The organism is Pseudomonas sp. Irchel s3b5, from assembly GCF_900187435.1.
Classification (GTDB): Bacteria; Pseudomonadota; Gammaproteobacteria; order Pseudomonadales; family Pseudomonadaceae; genus Aquipseudomonas.
Genome location: NZ_FYDY01000007.1, coordinates 212,005 through 231,394 on the forward strand (window position 1 = coordinate 212,005; position 19,390 = coordinate 231,394).

The window sequence follows — 19,390 nt, forward strand, 5'->3', positions numbered from 1 at the left end:
AGCCGGCTTGCTGGCGAAGGCGGCGGCCCATTCAGCATTGATGTGACTGACACGTCGCTTTCGCGAGCAGGGTTTGGGTCAACCTTGATGTTTGAGGATTTTGCCCAACGTCTCCAGCGCCTCATCGATCCGCGGCGAGTACGGTGCCCCGCAACCCATTCGCACGAAGTGATAAAAGTGCCGGGTATTGGAAAAGATATCCCCAGGTGAAATCTGGATGCCGACCTTCAGCGCTTCATGAAAAAACGCCATGGATGAATGCCGACGGGGCAGTTCCACCCACAACAACGTGCCACCTTGTGGGTTGGTCACGCGGGTGCCGAGCGGGAAATATCGGGTAATCGACTCGCTCATCTGCCGACGTTGCAGTGTCAGGGTTTTCCTCAAACGGCGCAGGTAACGTTCGTAGGACGGCGTCTTCATGAAGGCTCCGACCGCTAGTTGCGACAAGGTTTCGCAGCCTCGGGACTGGGCGTGTTTAAGCATCTCCACGCGGTCATGCCATTTTCCGGCGCTGATCCAGCCCAGTCGTATGCCCGGGGCCAGGGTTTTGTTCAGCGAGGCGCAATAGATCACGTTGTCGGTCTGGTCCCAGTGTTTGAGCGTGGACAACGGTTGCTCGGTGTCCACCAGGTCGCCGTAGGTGTCGTCCTCGATCAGCACCGTGTCGTGCTCGGCGCACAGCATCACCAGCCGTGCCTTGTTGGCGTCGGGCATGATGCTGCCCAACGGATTGTGCAGATTGGGAATGACGATCAACGCCTTGATCCGCTCGGGGCCTTGCAGCAAAAGTTGCAGGGCCGCCAGGTTGATTCCCGTGTGGGCCGAGGCTGGGACTTCCATCACCCGCAGGTTCAGGCTTTCGAGAATCTGCAGCAGGCCGTAGAAGGTCGGCGACTCCACGGCGACGGTATCGCCGGGCTGCGTGACGGCGCGCAAGGCGAGGTTGATCGCTTCGGTCGCGCCGTGGGTGATCACGATTCGCTCGGCGACCAGATGAGTCTTGGTGGTCAGCGCACGCCGCGCCAGGACGTTGCGCAACGCGCTATTGCCGCACGTCGAACCCGTCGCGCCGAGCAGGTGCGAGTCGTAGCGCAGCGACTTGATCAGGTTGTCCTGAAGTGTCTTCAGCGGATAGAGCTCAGCTGCGCAGTAGGCGCTGGCGAAGTTGACCTTGATCGTTGCGCGCTGGCTGGCTTTGAGCACCGAGGACACCTGTTCATGAATGCCGACGTAAGCCCCGGAATCCATCGTTGGCGGGAGGGGGATCGAGGTGGGTTTGGGCAAGGTGTCGGGCTGGCGGATGTAGTTGCCCGAGCGTGGCCGCGCCTCCAGCACGCCACAATCCTCAAGTTCCCGGCACACCTGCACGGCGGTCGACAGGCTGACCGCGTGTTTTTCCATCATCAGGCGGATCGAGGGCAAGCGTTCGCCAGTTTTCAGCGTGCCGCTGCGGATGGCGTCCAGGTAATGGTTGGCCAACTGACGGTACAAGGGCGTCGTGTTCATGATGACCTCAGCAGGTTGCACCACTGAGGTCTTGGCTGGAAAGTGAGTTGACGCTCCCCGCAGGCGGACCCGTGATGCAGAGGGGTGAAGGGAAGTGTTGTCCTGCTGTGGATACTGGAAGACTAATCGCGGTTTTGCCCGAAACCCGGGCAATAAAAAGCCCCGTTTGGATGGCGGGGTTCTTGCGTCAGTCGCTGAGGAATGTGTGGCGAGGGAGCTTGCTCCCGCTTGAGTGCGGAGCACTCACAAAAATCGGCTGTACTTTGAGATTTTTGGGGCCGCTACGCTGCCCAGCGCGAGCAAGCTCGCTCGCCACAAGTGTGAGAGGTCGGGTTACTGCGCGGCGATGCTATAGCCGTCGAACGCGGTCTGCTGTTGCAGGGCGGTGATGATGTTCTTGCGGTTGACCGCTTGCTCGGCGCCACTGTTGTCCAGGAACGTCTCGCTTTCCAGCTCCGCTTCGTCGCCTTCGCCCACGAAAGTGAACCCGAGGAACTCCAGCGCTTCGCGGTCAACGCTCAAACGCGAACGCGGGGTGCGCAACGGCAAGGTCACGCTGATGTCGTCCTTGCTGATGGTGAACACTTCGAGCTCTTTCTTGGCCTTGGCGGCTTTGCTCTTGCTGCTGCTCGGGTTGCTGATGGCTTGATGCGTCTGGTTCAGCACCTTCAGCGCCAGGCCGTAGACGATTTCCTGAAACGCCGGGTCGTCCTTGAAGCTGGACAGGATGCGGCTGATCGGGAACTTGCTGCTCAGGTCTTCCAGGGCCGCAATGTCTGCTGCCTCGGCATCCTTCAGCTGCTTGAGTTCACCCATCAGTTCGTAGGCTTTGTCATCGTCGAAGCTGTCGTGGGCCTGGCGGATCGCTGCGCGCAGCTCGCGGATCTGGTCGCTTTCGCGGGTGGACTGGAAAGCGTCCAGCACCATCTCGCTGATGGTTTTGGCCTGGGGCACGTGTTGTGAAAGATTGATGGAGTTTTCGTATTCCGCTTTGGACGACAGGTTGGCTACGGTTTCGGCGGTGTTGGAATCGGACATTGAAATTTCACTACTTCTATAACTTGAATAGGGGCGAAAAAGCCCGGGGGCTTTTTCAGGTCGCCTAATCTATTGGACCGGGGCGGCGTTGTCACGGATGAACAGGCGGCTGGTCATCTTTTTGCTTTTCTGTGGGAGCCTGTTCGCGATGGCCGCGCCACGGTGTGTCAGGCCTGGCGCGGTGTATTGAGGTTCATCGAGCGCACCGCCAACGCTGTCGCCGTTTCCTCATCGATCGGCAACGAGAATCGAAAGGTCGCCCCGCGTCCCGGCACATCGATCAACTGAATCTCGCACCCATGCAATTGCAGGATGCGATGCACGATCCGCAATCCCAACCCGCCATCGCGCCGGGCGCCGCCAATGTTGAACGGCCGCAGGAACAATCCTTCACGCAGTTCCGCAGCAATCCCCGGTCCGGTATCGCTGACCGTCACTTCGATGAACGCCCCTTGCACACGCAAGCCCAGTTCGATTTCGCCCCCTGGCGGTGTATGGCGCAGGGCGTTGTCGAACAGATTGGTAAGCACCCGCTCGATCAACCCCAGGTCGGCGCAGGCTGCCGAAACGTTGGGGGCGAACGTGGCCTTCAATTCGACCTGACGCGCCTCGGCGGTCAGTTCGAATTTCTGGAAAATATCCTGGGCCAGATCGGTCAGGGAAAAGCGCTCCAGCACCGGTTGCACAAAGCCATGTTCCAGGCGCACCAGCTCCAGCAGCGATTGCGCCAACCCGCCGACCTTGCGACTTTGATCCAGTGCGATGCCCAGGTAGCGGCGACGGTCGTCGGGGGACAGGGTCGCGTCTTTGAGCGACAGGGTTTCCAGATAGCCGTGCAGTGAGGCCAATGGTGTGCGCAGGTCGTGGGAGATGTTCGCCACCAGTTCGCGGCGCTCCTGATCCTGGCGGGTCAGGGAGCGCCATTGCTCGCCGAGGCGTGCCTGCATCTGGCGGAACGTGGCGTCGAGAATGGCGATTTCATCGTGGCTGGCGGTTTTATCCACAGCGACGGGCAGGGCCGGGATGACCGGGACGCCATCGATGTCGAACTGGCTGACGGTCTCGGTCAAACGGCGCAAGGGCCGGGTGATCAACCTGAACGCCGTGAGACCGGCAATCAGGCACAGCAACGCGACAAGACCGATGGACAGCAGGGCGGTATTGAGTGCCGCGCTGGTCGCACCCCGCGCAGCCAAACGGTCGTGGTCTTCGCCGAGCAATACCACGTAGAGATAACCGGCCGGTTTGCCGTCGACCTTCAACGGCGCGGCGCTGAACACCTTGCGCGCATCGACGCTGCGCGGGTCGGCGCCGAGGATCGGCAAGGCATCGCCCCGCAGCAGGCGCTGGATCGGCGCGAGGTCGAGCCGTTCCCGGCGTATCCGGCCTTCGGGTGCGGCGCTACCGACAATCTTGCCCTCGGTGTCGAGCAAGTACACCTCGACACTCGGGTTGACCTGCATCAGCTTGCTGAACAGATCACGCACGGCGTCAGGCATCAGGCCTTTGTTGTCCATCAGCACGGTATCGCTGGCGATGTGCTGGGCCAGGTCCCGGGACAAGCCTTGCACCACTTCCTGTTCATGCAGCTGGTTGGAGCGCACCTGCAACCACGCCGAGGTGCCGCAGCACACCAGCAACAGCACGGCGAACACCAGGGACAGGCGTTGCGTCAGGGTCAGCCTCATGGTTGCGCTTGCTCCCCGGTGGCGAACTTGTAGCCGCGGCCCCACACCGTGAGGATGCGCACCGGTTGCGCCGGATCGGTCTCGATCTTGGCGCGCAAGCGGTTGATGTGCGTGTTGACCGTGTGCTCGTAACCTTCGTGGCTGTAACCCCACACAGCGTTGAGCAAGTCCATGCGCGAAAACACTTTGCCGGGCTGGCGCGCGAAGAAGTACAGCAAGTCGAATTCCCGAGGCGTGAGGTCCAGGCGACGGCCGTCGAGGGACACTTCGCGGGTGATCGGATCGATGGCCAAACCGTCCACAAGCAAGCTGCCGGCGTCCATCTTCAGATTGCGCGCCATGGCCTCGACCCGGCGCAACAGCGCTTTGACTCGGGCCACCAGCTCAAGCATGGAAAACGGCTTGGCCAGGTAATCGTCGGCCCCCAGTTCGAGGCCGAGAATCCGGTGCACTTCGCTGGAACGTGCGCTGGTGATGATGATCGGCGTGTAGCGCGCCATGGCCCGGGCGCGGCGGCAGATTTCCAGGCCATCGACGCCGGGCAGCATCAGGTCGAGGATCAACGCATCCCAGTTGCCTTGCTGCAACAGGCGCATGCCTTCGGTGCCGTCGGCGCTGTGCACGACCTCGAACTGCTCATCACGCAGATGCAGGCAGATCAGGTCGGCGATATGCAGGTCATCCTCGACCACGAGGACGCGTTTGGTCTGTTCCATCCAGCTCATCCTTTGGCGAGGTTTGTGCGTAATGGCGCTAACGAAAACCTTGTAGGAGCTGGCTTGCCAGCGAAGACGGCGGCACGTCCACAGTTGATGTGACTGATACATCGCCTTCGCCGGCAAGCCGGCTCCTACAAGGACAGCAATCGCAAGGTTCAAAATTGCATGACGCATTGTGCGGGTTTTTCGGAGCCCGAGTTATCACGAATTGTTTAACTTCCCGTGAGGATTTGGCGACCCCCTCAAGCCTAGGCTGTGTTCCATCAAAGGCCCCTGGAATTTTTGGAGACGGTCATGTTTTCACGACGGCAATTTTTGGCAGTCAGCGGTGGAGTGGGGGTGGCAGCCTTGGCGATCGGCCTGCTGCCAAAGTTTTCCACAGGCGCTGCGCTGATCAGTGAAGCCCGCGCAGAGGAGGCATTCGAAGTGACCCACAGCGACAGTGAATGGCACGCGATTCTGAGTGACGAGCAATACGAAATCCTCCGCGAAGAGGGCACCGAACGCGCCTTCAGCAGCCCGCTGAACAACGAGCACCGCGACGGCACGTTTGCCTGCGCCGGTTGCGAGCTGCCGCTGTTTTCTTCGGCGACCAAGTTCGACAGCCGCACCGGCTGGCCGAGTTTCTGGGCGCCATTGGACAAGGCCGTGGCGACCCGCCAGGACCGCTCCTATGGCGTGTTGCGTGAAGAGGTTCACTGCCGGCGTTGCGGCGGGCATTTGGGGCATGTCTTCGATGACGGCCCGAAACCGACCGGGCTGCGTTACTGCATGAATGGTCTGGCGCTTAAGTTCGAACCCACGACTCAGGAGTCCGCTTCATGAAAACTCTGTTCACGTGGCGTCGCACGTTGTTGGCAATGGCCGCTGCCAGCGTTATCGGGCAATGCTCTGCGTTTTCTTTCGGCGCAGAAGAGGCTGTCCTGCTGCCGCCACCGACACTCGACGAAAGCACCCAGGCGCGCAGCGAAACCGCAGTTTTTGCAGGCGGTTGTTTCTGGGGTGTCCAAGGGGTGTTCCAGCATGTCAAAGGCGTTAAAAACGCGGTCTCCGGGTATGCCGGTGGTGCGGCCAACACCGCGCAGTACGAGCGGGTCAGCGATGGCAATACCGGGCACGCGGAATCGGTCGAAGTGACTTTCGATCCGAGCCAGGTCAGCTACGGCACGCTGCTGCAAATCTACTTTTCGGTGGCCCATAACCCGACCGAACTCAACCGTCAGGGCCCCGACACCGGGACTCAATATCGTTCAGCCCTTTTCCCCCAAAGCGTCGAGCAGCAAAAAGTCGCGCAGGCCTACATCGCCCAACTCGACGTGGCCAAGTCGTTCAGTAAACCCATCGTGACCAAACTGGAAACCTTCAACGGCTTCTACCCGGCAGAGGAGGAGCATCAGGACTTTCTCACCGAGCATCCGACCTATCCGTATATCGTGATCAACGATTTGCCGAAAGTGGCGCAGCTCAAACAGCTGTACCCCGAGCGTTATCAGGACAAACCGGTGTTGGTGAAGGCGGGGAGGTAGGCGTTATCCGGAGATCACATTCTTGCCGGCGATTTTCGACTGATACAGCGCCTGATCGGCCCGGGCCATCAGGCCGGTTTGCTGTTCATCGTCGAAGCGCTGGACCACGCCGAAGCTCATGGTCACGTTGAAATCGCCGACTGGCAGCAAATCCACAAGGCCGTGGCGGATTTTTTCGGCCAGGGTTCTGGCTTCGGCCAGCGACGTGTTGGGCAGCGTCATGATGAATTCGTCGCCACCCCATCGCGCCAGCAAGTCGCCTGCGCGCACGAAGCGCTTCACGTTGTCGACCACATGCACCAGGGCAGCGTCACCCAAGGCATGACCGTAGTGATCGTTGATGATTTTGAAGTCGTCGATGTCCATGGCAATCAACGACAGTGGCTCGCGAAAGCGCTGGGCACGCTCGCAGGCCTGGGGCAGCACCTGTTCCAGGCGATAGCGATTGGCGATGCACGTCAGGGTGTCGGTTTGCGCCAGCTTGCGGTTTTCATCGAGTTGCAGCTGTAGCTGCAGATTGACCCGCGACAATTCGCGGGTGCGCTCTTCAATCAGTGCTTCGAGGGAGTGATTGCGCCGTTCGAGTTCTTCGAACAGGCGTCGCTTGTCTTCGATGCTGCGGTGGGCGCCGATCATCCGCGCCACCGAGCCGTCGGCATTGCGCGCCAGGATGTGGCCGCGGTCTTCGATCCAGAGGTATTGGCCGTCCTGCATGCGGCAGCGATACTCGGCTTGATAGCCCGGCGCCCGCTCGCTCAGGTAGTCGTCAAACACGGCCATGACCCGCGGGTAATCCTCGGGGTGGATGAGGTTCTCCCAGGTCAAGACGTTGTTGTCCAGGGAGTGAGGCGTATAGCCGAGCATCTCGTACCACCGCGCTGTGCGGTAGACGAAACCGGTGTTGGCGTTCCAGTCCCAGATCCCGTCGCTGACCAGCTCCAGGATGGTGTGCAACATGTCGTCGTTCATGTCCGACACGTTGAATTTAAACGGCTCGATACTCGATGCCTCACCCATCTCGCTCTCCCTGCGTCCTGATGTCTGGCTGATAAGCGGCAGATTAGTGCATGAGTATTCGGGCGGCTAGTGTTTGCCCCACATCTGCAGGGCGAAATCGACGAAACGACGCAGTTTTGGCAAGCGGTAACGATCCTGTGCGTACATCAGGTTCATCGGACGGCTCGGTGGACAGTAATCCGGCATCAGGGCCAGCAATTTTCCGTCCTTGAGATCTTGTTCGACCAGGGCGTCAGGCAGCATCACGATGCCCATGCCGGTGCGCGCAGCCTGATGCAGCCCGGCCGAACTGTTGATCAACATCGGACCACTGACCACCACCAGAACGTCGCCGTCCGGTCCGGCCAGGCGCCATTCCTTTTCCACCGAATGCCAGTCATCACCGGCCGGATAGGCGAACGACAGACAGTCGTGGTGTTGCAGGTCTTCAGGTATTTGCGGGGTGCCCCGGCGTGCCAGGTACGCCGGTGATGCGCACATGGTCAGCGTGTAGTCGATCAGCGGCCGGGCGATCAGGTTGGAGGCTTCGAGCTCGCCGAGGCGGAAAGCCACGTCGAGCCCGTTTTCGAGCAGGTCCGGGCGTCGATTGGTCAGCGTGACGTCCAGTTTCACCCGCGGGTTGTGCAGGCTGAATTCGCTCAGGGCCGGGGCCAGGCGTTCAGTGCCGAAGGTCAGCGGCGCGGTGATGCGCAGTGTGCCGCTTGGTTCGTCGAGGGCCTGTTCGGCCAACCGTTCGGAATCGGCCACCAAGCCCAGCACTTCCAGGCAGCGCTGGTAGTACGCCGCACCGAACTCGGTGAGCCGCTGGCGTCGCGTTGTCCGGTTGAGCAGACGCACACCCAGGCGTTGCTCCAGCGCCTTGAGGTGATTACCGACCATGGTCGTGGACATTTCGCACTGCAAGGCAGCGGCCGTCATGCTGCCGGCTTCCACCACTTTCACGTAAACGGTCATTGCCTGGAACAGGTCCATTATCAATCCATGGTTGAAGATGATTGAAGTTTTATCGCGTTTATCCAGCTCAGGTGGCTAACCATACTGCAAAAACACCGACCCTTGCTGGAGCTTGATGCCATGACCGCCGCCTGCCTGATGAGCACTTACCAACCGCTTGCCCTGAGCTTCAACAAGGGCCTGGGCACACGCCTGTGGGATCAGGCCGGGCGTGAATACCTGGACGCGGTTGCAGGCGTGGCGGTAACCAACGTCGGCCATTCCCATCCGAAAATCGTCGCCGCCATCACGGAGCAGGCCGGGTTGCTGTTGCACACCTCCAACCTCTACAGCATCGACTGGCAACAGCGGCTGGCGCAGAAATTGACGGCGTTGTCGGGCATGGACCGGGCGTTCTTCAACAACTCCGGTGCCGAGGCCAACGAAACAGCACTGAAGATTGCGCGCTTGCATGGCTGGCACAAAGGCATCGAGCAACCGCTGGTGGTGGTCATGGAGAATGCGTTTCATGGGCGCACCCTCGGCACGTTATCCGCCAGTGACGGCCCGGCCGTGCGCCTGGGCTTCAACAAATTGCCGGGGGATTTCATCAAGGTGCCGTTCGGCGACCTGAAGGCGTTGGATCGCGTGCAGCAGGCGCATGGCTCGCGCATCGTGGCGATCCTGATGGAACCGATTCAGGGCGAGAGCGGCGTGCAACTGGCGCCGCCCGGTTACCTGAAAGCCGTGCGCGAACTGTGCAACCGGCGCTCGTGGCTGCTGATGCTCGACGAAATCCAGACCGGCATCGGCCGCACCGGCCAGTGGTTCGCGTTCCAGCACGAAGGCATCGTCCCAGACGTCATGACCTTGGCCAAGGGCCTGGGCAACGGCGTGCCGATTGGTGCCTGCCTGGCCCGTGGCAAAGCCGCCGACCTGTTCACGCCCGGCAGCCACGGCAGCACCTTCGGCGGCAATCCGCTGGCCTGTCGGGTCGGATGCACCGTGCTGGATATCATCGAAGAACAAGGCCTGCTGGAAAACACCCGGCTTCAGGGCGAACATTTGCTGAGCAGATTGCGCATGGAATTGGCGGACCACCCGAACGTCTCGGCGATCCGTGGGCAGGGCCTGATGATCGGCATCGAACTCAAGCAACCGATCCGCGACCTGAGCCTGATCGCCGCGCGGGATCATGCCTTGCTGATCAACGTGACGCGTGGGCAAACCATTCGGCTGCTGCCGCCGTTGACCCTTGATGAGCGGGAGGTGGAGATGATTGTCAGAGGGGTGAGTCGTATTGTGAAAGCGGCGTGAGGATGGCTTCAGTAATGGTATCTGCACATTACGATGCGTAACTCTCCGTCCTCGATGGTGTAGACCAAGCGATGCTCAGCGGTAATTCGTCGTGACCAGACGCTACTCAGATTGTGTTTGAGTGGCTCTGGTTTTCCCGGGCCATCGAACGGCTCGCGCTGAATTGACTTGATCAACAAGTTGATTCGTTTGAGCCCCGCCTTGTCGTTTTGCTGGAACCAAAGATAGTCGTCCCAGCCTTCAGGAGTGAACTCGGTTTTCATTCTTCGATAAGTTGCCTGGCTTTGGTTTTTCCGGCCCGCAGGTTGCCGATTGATTTGATCAGGCGTTCAGCATTGGCGGGGGAGCGAAGCAGGTAGGCGGTCTCTTCAAGGGCGTTGTATTCCGCCAGGGACATCATCACCACCGGTTCACCTTTCTGACGGGTGACCAGCAATGGTGCTCGGTCCTCGTTGACCCGATCCATGGTCTCTGCCAAGTGTGCGCGTGCGGTGGTGTAGTTAATGGTTTGCATGGTGCAGTCCTCGCTTGATGCAAAGAACGTACAGAAATGAGTACAGGATGACAAGGCGATACCTCTCAATGGTCGTTTTTGCTTTTGCGCATGAACGTTTGTACTGAGTGTGGACGAAACCTCATCGGGACGTTTCTGTGAGCGGCGTAGTCCTTGTCTGATAGACCGATGTGAAGATGATCAATCGCTGAGCCGAATTATTTTAGCGAGATCCATGATTTGAACCCGGTCCATCAACTGAATCCTTGAACCGCCAAACCCTTCGATCACCCAGCGTTCTTCATCGGCCGCGATCCGCGCCATGCCCAAGGCTTCGGCGCGGGGTCGGGCGATGCTGTGTTCGTCGCTCAGCCAATGAATCGAATCCAGGTCGACCCAGGTCGCTTGCAGTGGCCCGGCCAGTTGCTGCGCGAGCCAGCTTTTGCCCGAGCCGGAGTTACCAATGATCAGCGTTCGGGTGAGGTCCATGAGCGATACCGATCAACTGTAGGAGGGTTTTTGCGCTCAATCATCGCTTTCGGGTGCGACCATTCGGGTCTTCGGCGAGCCATTCGAATTGTGCTGAAAGATATCCTGCGGCTGGCCGCTGTCATTGAAAAACACTTGGCCGATCCCCGCTGAATTCCATAACCGTTCGCCCGCTTCAGCATGTTCCGGCACGTGCGGCACGATGCGCATGCGCCGACGCTTGGTCAGCCAGTTCAGCGGTGAGCGCGGCGAATACAGCCAGCGGTTGAGGCGGTCGAACCACTCCAGCAGGGTTGGCGGGAACTCGTTCTTGATGCCGCTGCTGGTGATCTGCCAGATTTTCGGACCGGCCTTGCGATGGCGGATCAGCACTTCGTAGACGAAGGAGTAATGCACATCCCCCGACAGCACCACGTAGTTACCCGGTGTGCGCGAGTGGCGGAAGATGTTCAGGATCACTTGCGCGGCACCGCGATGGGCCATCCAGTTTTCCGCGTCCACCAGCAGGGGGAAACCGCACCAACTGAACACCCGCTGCACGGTTTCGATCAGTTTGACGCCGAAGATCGGCGCCGGCGAAACGATGATGGCGCTCGGATGGTCCAGCAGTTCCTGTTGCAGTTCGCTGAGGGCTTCCCAGTCCAGCAGGCCGGAGGGTTGCTTGAGGTTCATCTCGCTGCGCCAGCGCCGGGTTCGGGTGTCGACAACGACGACCGCCGGGGTGGTGGGCAGTACAAAATGCCAGTTTTGAAACTTCAGCAGGTCATCGATCAAGTCGTCCTGAACCGGGCTGTCGAGGTAGCGGTCGTGCCCGGTGGCACTGAACGCGCGGGCCTTCTCCACGACGTCACGGAAGGCGTCCGGGTTGTTGCCCCAGCCCTGGCACAGCATGTAGGCAATCAACGCATTGCCGATGATGCGTTTGGAGAACGGATGGCCGTAGGCCGTTTCTTCCCATTGCGCGGAAAGATTCCAGTCATCGGTAATGTCGTGGTCGTCGAAAATCATCAGCGTCGGCATGTGCGCCAATGCCCGGGCGACGTTGCCCAGCCCGGCCTTGAAGCCATCGATGTACGTCTGCTCCAGCGCATAGCGCTCGCGTCGTGGCGCTGTCAGTGCCGGTGGTTGTGGCGCAATCAGGGACCAGGGCGTTGGCGACCAGACCAGCAAGTACATGGCCATGACTTCGGCGAACGTCACCAGGTGGTTATCGGCACTGCTGCTGGTGAAAATCGGTTTGCGTGCACCACCGAAAAACCGATCGCGCAGGGTTTCGTTGCTCTCCAGCGCCGGTAGCAAGTCGGCGCGGTGGTAGTAGCTGGCGGGGTGTTCGTAAAGTTTGGCGCTGTCGCTGACCACGGCGCCTTCGAGGTGTTCTTCGAACAGTCCCAGGCGTTGGATCAAAGCATGAATTGCTCGCAGCATCGGCCCCGCGACATCGTCGGCGTAAACCTGATCACCGGTCATGATTAGCAGGGCTGGGCGATCCAGGGCTTCATGTTGTTGTGCCAACAGTTCATCGACGCACAGCAAACCGTCGGTCGCCGGGTGATGAGGCTTGCGGCAGGAGCCGTGCAGCAATTGATCCACCCGTGAGCGCAGCACGAAGTCCGGGCGCACGGCATCGCCGTACAGCAGGTGCGGTGCCCAGTCGGCGATACCTTCAACGCCGTCGATGAGCAGGTCGTATTCGATCCGCTCGTCACAGGGCAGGGCGGTTTCGAGCGATACGTCGATCAAATGAACGAAGGCATGGGCGCCCACCGCCACCACGGTGCAGTGCGTCGTATCGAGGCGGATGTCACCGATACCCTGCACGCGCAAAGTCAGCTCCAGTGCCCGCGAGCCGACCAGCCACAGCACCAGACGCGAGGGCTCCAGTCGTCGCAACAGCGGGCCGGCCAGGACTGGTGGCAGGGAAGTGCATTCGTCGGGCAGTGGCAGCGTCGCGGACATCCGGATTCAAGACTCTTGGGGCACAGAGGCGGGCGATGATAGCGCAGGTCGAGGGCTGACAGGCTAATGGGGCGTGTCTTGTCATGTCATGCCTGTCACGAAATGAAAAGCCATTGTCGTCTGATGAGAAGCGTGCCGACAGGCCTCGTCCTACAGTCCAATCAGTGCAATTCGATGCCACGCCAACCTGCTGATCGGAGAATAAGAAAAATGGCCAAAGCTGTACGCTTTTACGAAACCGGTGGTCCTGAAGTCCTACGTTACGAGGACGTCGAAGTCGGCGATCCCGGTCCGGGCCAGGTTCGTCTTCGCCACGTAGCAGTTGGCCTGAACTATGCCGACACCTACTTCCGCAATGGTACTTACCCGATCCCGATGCCGAACGGCATGGGCGTTGAAGCCTCCGGGGTGGTCCAGGCCATCGGCGAAGGCGTGACCAACGTCCAAGTGGGCGATCGCGTCACCTACACCGGTTTTCTCAATACCCTGGGTGCCTATAGCACCGAGCGCCTGATCGCGGCCGCACCGCTGATCAAGCTGCCAGAAACCATCAGCTTCGAAACCGCCGCCGCGATGACCATGCGTGGCTTGACGTCTTCGTACCTGATGCGCCGCATCTACGACTTCAAGCCAGGCGACAGCATTCTGTTGCACGCCGCCGCCGGTGGTGTTGGCATGATCGTTTCGCAGTGGGCCAAGCTGCTGGGCCTGAACGTGATCGGCACGGTGTCGACCGAGCAAAAGGCCGAAATCGCCCGCGCTCACGGTTGCGACCATACGATCAATTACAGCCATGAAGACGTTGCCGCTCGCGTTCGCGAATTGACCGACGGTGTGGGCGTCAACGTGGTGTTCGACAGCGTTGGCAAGAACACCTTCATGGGTTCGCTGGATTCGCTGAAACCCCGTGGCCTGATGGTCTGCGTGGGCACTGCGTCCGGCCCGATCCCGGCGTTCGACCCGGTGATGCTGGCGATGAAAGGTTCGCTGTACCTGACCCGTCCTGCCCTGGCCAACTACATCAGCGACCCGGCCGAAAAAGCCGCCCTGGCGGGCGAGTTGTTCGACCACGTCGGCAGCGGCCGGATCAAGATCGAGATCAACCAGCACTACGCCCTGCAGGACGCTGTGCAGGCGCACCGCGATCTTGAATCTCGCAAGACTACCGGCTCGTCGATTTTCGTCGTTTAAGGAGCTACCAGCCATGAAAGTCGAACAATTGACCTACAGCATTGGCGCCGAACTGATCGGCGTCAACCTGGCCGACGCAATACATGATGACGGTCTGTTTGCCGAGATTCGTGCCCAACTGCTCAAGCACCGCGTGGTGTTCCTGCGCGATCAGGACATCTCCCGCGCCGAACACGTGGCGTTCGCCCGTCGCTTCGGCGAGCTGGAAGATCACCCGGTGGCCGGCAGCGATCCGGATCACCCGGGGCTGGTGCAGATCTTCAAGCGGCCGGATCAGCCGATGGACCGCTACGAAAACGCCTGGCACACCGACGCCACCTGGCGCGAAGCACCGCCGATGGGCTGCGTGCTGCGCTGCGTGGAATGCCCGCCCGTGGGCGGCGACACCATGTGGACCAACATGGTCGCGGCTTACGCGAACCTGCCGGAAGACGTGAAGGTCAAGATCGCCGACCTGCGTGCCCGCCACAGCATCGAAGCGAGCTTCGGTGCCGCCATGCCGATTGAAAAACGCCTGGCGCTCAAGGCGATGTACCCGGACGCCGAGCACCCGGTGGTGCGCACCCATCCGGAAACCGGCGAGAAGGTGTTGTTCGTCAACGCCTTCACTACCCACTTCAGCAACTACCACACCCCTGACCGGGTGCGCTTCGGCCAGGACGCCAACCCTGGCGCCGGCGAGTTGCTGCGCTACCTGATCAGCCAGGCGTACATCCCTGAGTATCAAGTGCGCTGGCGCTGGAAGCCGAACAGCATCGCTATCTGGGACAACCGCAGTACCCAGCACTACGCCGTCATGGATTACCCACCGTGCCATCGCAAGATGGAGCGCGCCGGGATTATCGGCGACAAGACGTTCTGATCGAGCGCCACCTGCATCGCACTCGTAAACACGTCCGCCCGGCATGGCCCCGGGTGGGCGGGACAATCATAAGAACTGGAGTAACCCATGCAATTTTTCGACGATTCCCTGCACCCGGAAAACATGGATAAGGTAGTCATTACCGTGGCCCCGTACGGCCCGGAGTGGATGCCGGAAGATTTCCCGGAAGACATCCCGTTGACCATGGATGAGCAGGTTCAGAAAGCAGTTGAATGCTATGAAGCCGGCGCCACCGTGCTGCACTTGCATGTGCGTGAACTGGACGGCAAGGGCTCCAAGCGTCTGTCGAAGTTCAACGAACTGATCGCCGGTGTGCGTGAAGCCGTGCCAGACATGATCATCCAGGTGGGCGGTTCGATTTCCTTCGCCCCGGAAAGCGACGGCGAAGCGGCCAAGTGGCTGTCCGACGACACCCGTCACATGCTGGCCGAACTGACCCCGAAACCGGATCAGGTCACCGTGGCAATCAACACCACGCAAATGAACATCATGGAGTTGTTGTACCCGGAGTACCTCAAAGGTACCTCCCTGGACAACCCGTTGATTCACGCTGCCTACAGCGAAATGACCGTACCGGCAGGTCCGGGCTGGGTTGCCGAGCACCTCAAGCGCCTGATGGGCAACGGCATCCAGCCACACTTCCAGCTGACCGGCATGCACGCCCTGGAAACCCTTGAGCGCCTGGTGCGCCGTGGCGTTTACAAAGGTCCGCTGAACCTGACCTGGATCGGCATCGGCGGCGGTTTCGACGGCCCGAACCCGTTCAACTTCTTCAACTTCATCCACCGCGCTCCGGACGGTTGCACGCTGACCTCCGAATCGCTGCTCAAGAACGTCATGCCGTTCAACACCATGTCGATGGCCATGGGCATGCACCCGCGTGTGGGCAACGAAGACACTATCATTGATCACAAGGGCGACCGTTTCGGCTCGGTTGCACAGATCCAGCAAACCGTGCGCATTGCCCATGAACTGGGTCGTGAAATCGCCACCGGCAAAGAAGCCCGCGAGATCTACCGCATCGGCGTGCAGTACGACAGCATCGAAGAAACCCTGTTGGCCAACGGCATGGCCCCCAACCGCAAGGCTGGGCAGAAAGGTGTACCGCAACGCGGTTAACCTAGGGGTCGGGACGAGAGGCCGTGACCACTCGTCTACCCGACCGCTGCATGCTTGATAACAAAAATAAAACAAAGCTCTTGAGGAGGCTGAATGGCCTTTCACCCAATCGCCGCTGGCGATGACGACTCCGGTGGAGTCGGCGTTGCGCGCCAATATGCCTGGATCGTCTTTGCATTGACATTCGGCTTGTTGATTTCAGATTACATGTCGCGTCAGGTACTGAACGCGGTGTTCCCGCTGCTCAAAAGTGAGTGGTCGTTGAGCGACGGACAGCTCGGTTTGCTCAGTGGCATCGTTGCCCTGATGGTGGGCCTGCTGACGTTTCCCCTGTCGTTGCTGGCAGACCGTTTCGGCCGGGTCAAAAGCCTGGCGCTGATGGCGTTCCTGTGGAGCGTGGCCACACTTGGCTGTGCGCTGGCACAAGATTATCAACAGATGTTCATTGCGCGGTTCATGGTCGGCGTCGGCGAAGCCGCCTACGGCAGCGTGGGCATCGCCGTCGTGATCTCGGTGTTCCCTAAAGAGATGCGGGCAACCCTGGCCAGTGCCTTTATGGCGGGCGGGATGTTCGGCTCGGTGCTGGGCATGGCGCTGGGCGGTGCAATTGCCGCCAAGCTGGGCTGGCGCTGGTCGTTCGCCGGTATGTCGCTGTTTGGTCTGTTTCTGGCGGTGCTGTACCCGCTCATCGTCAAGGAAGCGCGTATTGCGCCACAACGTGCTGCCCAGGTTGCGAACAAAACCGCAGCGGCGGTCAAGCGTCCGCTGCGTACGCTGTGGTCCAGCCGTTCGGTGGTGTCGACCTACATCGCCAGTGGCTTGCAGTTGTTCGTTGGCGGCACCGTGATGGTGTGGATTCCCAGCTACATGAACCGCTACTACGACATGCCCACCGACAAGGCTGGCGGCATGGCCGCAATCATCGTGCTGTGCAGCGGTGCAGGGATGATCCTGTGCGGCATCCTCAGTGACCGTCTGTGCCGGAATTCGCCTGATCGCAAGGTCAGCCTGGCCATCTTTTTTTGCCTGGGCAGTTGTCTGCTTTTATCGGCCGCGTTCGCGCTGCCGGCCGGGCCTTTACAACTGGTGCTGATCTGCCTGGGCATGTTGATTGCCACGGGCACCACCGGCCCTTGCGGCGCCATGGTTGCCAACCTGACGCATTACTCGGTCCACGGCACGGCGTTCGCTACGCTGACCCTGGCCAACAACATGCTGGGCCTGGCGCCGGGGCCGTACATCACGGGCAAGGTATCGGACCTCATCGGTTTGCATGCCGCGTTCCAATTGGTGCCACTGGTCAGCCTTGCGGCCGCAGCGGTGTTCTTTTATGCCAAGTGTCACTACCACAAAGATATTGCCCGTCTTCAGGGTCAGAGCGTGTCTGACCCCGTCAATGAAGCCGGATTAGAGGTGAAGTTGTGAGTCGTCGTTTACGTATTGATGTGTTTTTCGATTTTATTTGCCCCTGGTGCCTGATCGGAAAGCGCCAGCTGGAGCATGCACAGGTCCAGTTCCGCAGTCGCCATCCGGATGTGCAGATCACCACGGTATGGCATGGCGTGCAGTTGCTGCCTCAGTTGCCGGTTCAAGGTGAACCCTTTGCCGACTTCTATCGCAAGCGTCTGGGCAATGCCGATGCGGTGGCGATGCGTCAGGCCCAGGTACAGCAGGCCGCTGCGACGGTCGGGTTGTCGATTGACCTGAGCCGCATCGCGACGATGCCCAACACCGCTGACGCCCATCGTTTGTTCGAGCGTGCCAGCACGCTGGGCAACGTTGCCCAGCGTGAGATGTTGCTTGAACGGTTGTTCGCCGCGTATTTCAAGAAAGGCGAAGATTTGGGTTGCGGTGAGACGTTGCTCGCCATTGCCCGCGATTGCGGCATTGACGTAAACGACGTAGCCGACGCCTTGCTGGGCGACGCCACGCCATTTGAAGGAGCGCCCGGCGCAAGCAGCGGCGTGCCAAGCTTCCAGTTCGACCGCCGGATGACGGTGGTGGGCGCGCAACCTGCCGAGTCATTGCTCGCGGCCATGAGCGAAGCGCTGAAAGAAAGTGACCGTGAGCGGCAGACGGCATGACCCGGCGCATTCCCGTACCTGCCGGCAAGCACCCGCAGGCCGGCGGTCGGGCGCTGTTCGAATTCGAAGACAAGAGTCTGGCGCTGTTCAATGTCGACGGGCAGTTGTATGCCATCGACGACAGCTGTCCGCATCAGGGCTCTTCGCTCTGCGGCGGGCGCCTTGAGGGGCGGGTGATTCAATGCCTGGCCCATGGGCTGCGCTTCGATTTGCACAGCGGTTACCTGCTCAATTCCAAGCAGGTCAAAATCAATAACTACCCGGTCGAGATCATCGACGGCCAGGCGTTTATCGTCATCGCTACCGAGGAGTCCGCGCCATGAGCGCTTTAGCTCTCTCCCGCATCCAAAGCCGCACCCGCGAATTGGCCCCGGGGTTTATCGTCAGTCTGATTGTCGCGGCCGCGGCGTCGTTCTTGTCCGAGCACTACGGTGCGCCGGTCATGCTGTTTGCCTTGTTGCTGGGCATGGCCCTGAATTTTCTGGCCGATGACGGCCCCTGCAAGGCCGGTGTCGAGTTCACCGCCCGCACGGTGCTGCGCATCGGCGTAGCGTTGCTGGGCATGCGCATTACCCTGGAACAGATGGCGGCGCTGGGTTGGAAGCCGATTGCACTGGTGGTGATCCTGGTGGTAGTGACCATCAGCGTGTCTGTGATCGCCGCCAAGGCCCTGGGCTTCCAGCGCCTGTTCGGTATGCTCACCGGTGGCGCGACGGCCATCTGTGGCGCCTCGGCGGCCCTGGCACTGGCAGCGGCGCTGCCGAACCATCCGCAGAAAGAGCGCGCCACGCTGTTCACGGTGATTGGCGTGTCGGCATTGTCGACCATGGCGATGATCGTCTACCCGATGATCGCCAACTGGCTTGAGTTGTCGCCGCAGGTCGCGGGCGTGTTCCTCGGCGCCACGATCCACGACGTGGCCCAGGTGGTCGGCGCCGGTTACAGCATGTCCACCGAGACCGGCGACACCGCCACCGTGGTCAAGCTGATGCGTGTTGCCATGCTGCTGCCGGTGATCGTCACCGCCGCCATGATCACCCGCATGCAAGGCGCGGACACGAGCGGTAAGCGTCCGCCGCTGCTGCCGTGGTTTGCCGTCGGCTTCCTGATTCTGGCGTGCATCAACAGCACCGGCTGGATCGCCCCGGCGGTGCAGGGTTCGGTCAACGAATTGTCGCGCTGGTGCCTGGTGATTTCCATCAGTGCCCTGGGCATGAAAACCCGGCTCAAAGAGCTCGCCGCCGTCGGTATCAAGCCGATCCTGCTGATGGTGGGAGAGACGGTGTTCCTGGTTGTGCTGGTGCTGTTGCTGTTGCGCTGGGGACTCTAAGCAAGCGATTCAAATGTGTTATGGCAGGGTCCTACGGCGTCGACTCCTCATGCTGTGGGGCTCCAGTCCGGTGTCACAAACACCGGTCTTTCACGGCG

Annotated in this window: 19 protein-coding genes and 1 pseudogene; 10 read left to right on the forward strand and 10 right to left on the reverse strand. The window is 60.6% G+C overall.

Annotation, left to right across the window (positions count from 1 at the left end):
- Positions 1-78: 78 nt before the first annotated feature.
- From CKW15_RS10940 to CKW15_RS10955, 4 genes are all read right to left on the reverse strand, one after another.
- Positions 79-1,509, reverse strand: coding sequence for a PLP-dependent aminotransferase family protein (locus CKW15_RS10940; protein ID WP_095152099.1), 1,431 nt, complete (start codon positions 1,507-1,509; stop codon positions 79-81).
- 333 nt (positions 1,510-1,842) lie between these two features.
- Positions 1,843-2,547, reverse strand: a complete 705-nt coding sequence (locus CKW15_RS10945; protein ID WP_095152100.1) for a hypothetical protein — start codon at positions 2,545-2,547, stop codon at positions 1,843-1,845.
- Positions 2,548-2,714: 167 nt separating this feature from the next.
- Positions 2,715-4,235 (reverse strand): ATP-binding protein, encoded by a 1,521-nt coding sequence (locus CKW15_RS10950; protein ID WP_095152101.1) that lies wholly within the window; start codon positions 4,233-4,235, stop codon positions 2,715-2,717.
- The gene (locus CKW15_RS10955) at positions 4,232-4,951 is read right to left on the reverse strand and encodes a response regulator transcription factor (protein ID WP_095059803.1); all 720 of its coding nucleotides are present in this window, start codon (positions 4,949-4,951) and stop codon (positions 4,232-4,234) included. Before CKW15_RS10955 ends, CKW15_RS10950 begins: the two co-directional genes overlap by 4 nt.
- Before the next feature lie 297 nt (positions 4,952-5,248).
- On the opposite strand from CKW15_RS10955, the gene msrB reads away from it, so the two are divergent.
- Complete coding sequence (msrB, locus tag CKW15_RS10960) at positions 5,249-5,779, forward strand: peptide-methionine (R)-S-oxide reductase MsrB (protein WP_095059802.1); 531 nt, start codon at positions 5,249-5,251, stop codon at positions 5,777-5,779.
- Positions 5,776-6,480, forward strand: a complete 705-nt coding sequence (gene msrA, locus CKW15_RS10965; protein ID WP_095152102.1) for a peptide-methionine (S)-S-oxide reductase MsrA — start codon at positions 5,776-5,778, stop codon at positions 6,478-6,480. Before msrB ends, msrA begins: the two co-directional genes overlap by 4 nt.
- 3 nt (positions 6,481-6,483) lie before the next feature.
- Here the strand turns inward: msrA and CKW15_RS10970 are convergent, their stop codons facing one another.
- Entirely contained in the window at positions 6,484-7,497 is a 1,014-nt protein-coding gene (locus CKW15_RS10970; RefSeq protein ID WP_095152103.1) for a sensor domain-containing diguanylate cyclase, read from the reverse strand.
- Between the two features lie 66 nt (positions 7,498-7,563).
- Complete coding sequence (locus CKW15_RS10975) at positions 7,564-8,469, reverse strand: LysR family transcriptional regulator (RefSeq protein WP_095152104.1); 906 nt, start codon at positions 8,467-8,469, stop codon at positions 7,564-7,566.
- 102 nt (positions 8,470-8,571) lie between these two features.
- Between CKW15_RS10975 and CKW15_RS10980 the strand changes: the two genes are divergently transcribed.
- Complete coding sequence (locus tag CKW15_RS10980) at positions 8,572-9,747, forward strand: aspartate aminotransferase family protein (protein WP_095152105.1); 1,176 nt, start codon at positions 8,572-8,574, stop codon at positions 9,745-9,747.
- Between the two features lie 8 nt (positions 9,748-9,755).
- On the opposite strand, the gene CKW15_RS10985 is transcribed toward CKW15_RS10980, so the two are convergent.
- From CKW15_RS10985 to CKW15_RS11000, 4 genes and pseudogenes are all read right to left on the reverse strand, one after another.
- Entirely contained in the window at positions 9,756-10,010 is a 255-nt protein-coding gene (locus CKW15_RS10985) for a Txe/YoeB family addiction module toxin (RefSeq protein ID WP_095152106.1), read from the reverse strand.
- Positions 10,007-10,261 carry a type II toxin-antitoxin system prevent-host-death family antitoxin gene (locus tag CKW15_RS10990; protein ID WP_082069261.1) on the reverse strand — a complete coding sequence of 85 codons (255 nt, stop codon included), beginning with the start codon at positions 10,259-10,261 and terminating at the stop codon, positions 10,007-10,009. The genes CKW15_RS10985 and CKW15_RS10990 overlap by 4 nt, the downstream gene beginning before the upstream one ends.
- A gap of 249 nt (positions 10,262-10,510) precedes the next feature.
- Positions 10,511-10,729, reverse strand: a pseudogene (locus CKW15_RS10995) (adenylate kinase); the annotation flags it as partial.
- 36 nt (positions 10,730-10,765) lie between these two features.
- A complete protein-coding gene (locus tag CKW15_RS11000) occupies positions 10,766-12,685 on the reverse strand; it encodes an alkaline phosphatase D family protein (protein ID WP_095152107.1) in 1,920 nt (639 codons plus the stop codon).
- 210 nt (positions 12,686-12,895) lie between these two features.
- Here CKW15_RS11000 and CKW15_RS11005 point away from each other — a divergent pair, with 210 nt between their 5' ends.
- From CKW15_RS11005 to CKW15_RS11035, 7 genes are all read left to right on the forward strand, one after another.
- Positions 12,896-13,876 (forward strand): quinone oxidoreductase, encoded by a 981-nt coding sequence (locus tag CKW15_RS11005; protein ID WP_095059795.1) that lies wholly within the window; start codon positions 12,896-12,898, stop codon positions 13,874-13,876.
- A gap of 13 nt (positions 13,877-13,889) precedes the next feature.
- Positions 13,890-14,738, forward strand: coding sequence for a TauD/TfdA family dioxygenase (locus tag CKW15_RS11010; protein WP_095059794.1), 849 nt, complete (start codon positions 13,890-13,892; stop codon positions 14,736-14,738).
- Positions 14,739-14,825: 87 nt separating this feature from the next.
- Positions 14,826-15,878 carry a 3-keto-5-aminohexanoate cleavage protein gene (locus CKW15_RS11015; protein ID WP_095059793.1) on the forward strand — a complete coding sequence of 351 codons (1,053 nt, stop codon included), beginning with the start codon at positions 14,826-14,828 and terminating at the stop codon, positions 15,876-15,878.
- 93 nt (positions 15,879-15,971) lie between these two features.
- Entirely contained in the window at positions 15,972-17,303 is a 1,332-nt protein-coding gene (locus tag CKW15_RS11020) for an MFS transporter (protein ID WP_095059792.1), read from the forward strand.
- Entirely contained in the window at positions 17,300-17,962 is a 663-nt protein-coding gene (locus tag CKW15_RS11025) for a DsbA family oxidoreductase (RefSeq protein ID WP_095059791.1), read from the forward strand. The genes CKW15_RS11020 and CKW15_RS11025 overlap by 4 nt, the downstream gene beginning before the upstream one ends.
- Positions 17,959-18,285 carry a Rieske 2Fe-2S domain-containing protein gene (locus tag CKW15_RS11030; protein ID WP_095059790.1) on the forward strand — a complete coding sequence of 109 codons (327 nt, stop codon included), beginning with the start codon at positions 17,959-17,961 and terminating at the stop codon, positions 18,283-18,285. The genes CKW15_RS11025 and CKW15_RS11030 overlap by 4 nt, the downstream gene beginning before the upstream one ends.
- The gene (locus CKW15_RS11035) at positions 18,282-19,292 is read left to right on the forward strand and encodes a YeiH family protein (RefSeq protein WP_095059789.1); all 1,011 of its coding nucleotides are present in this window, start codon (positions 18,282-18,284) and stop codon (positions 19,290-19,292) included. Before CKW15_RS11030 ends, CKW15_RS11035 begins: the two co-directional genes overlap by 4 nt.
- The last annotated feature ends 98 nt before the right edge of the window (positions 19,293-19,390 follow it).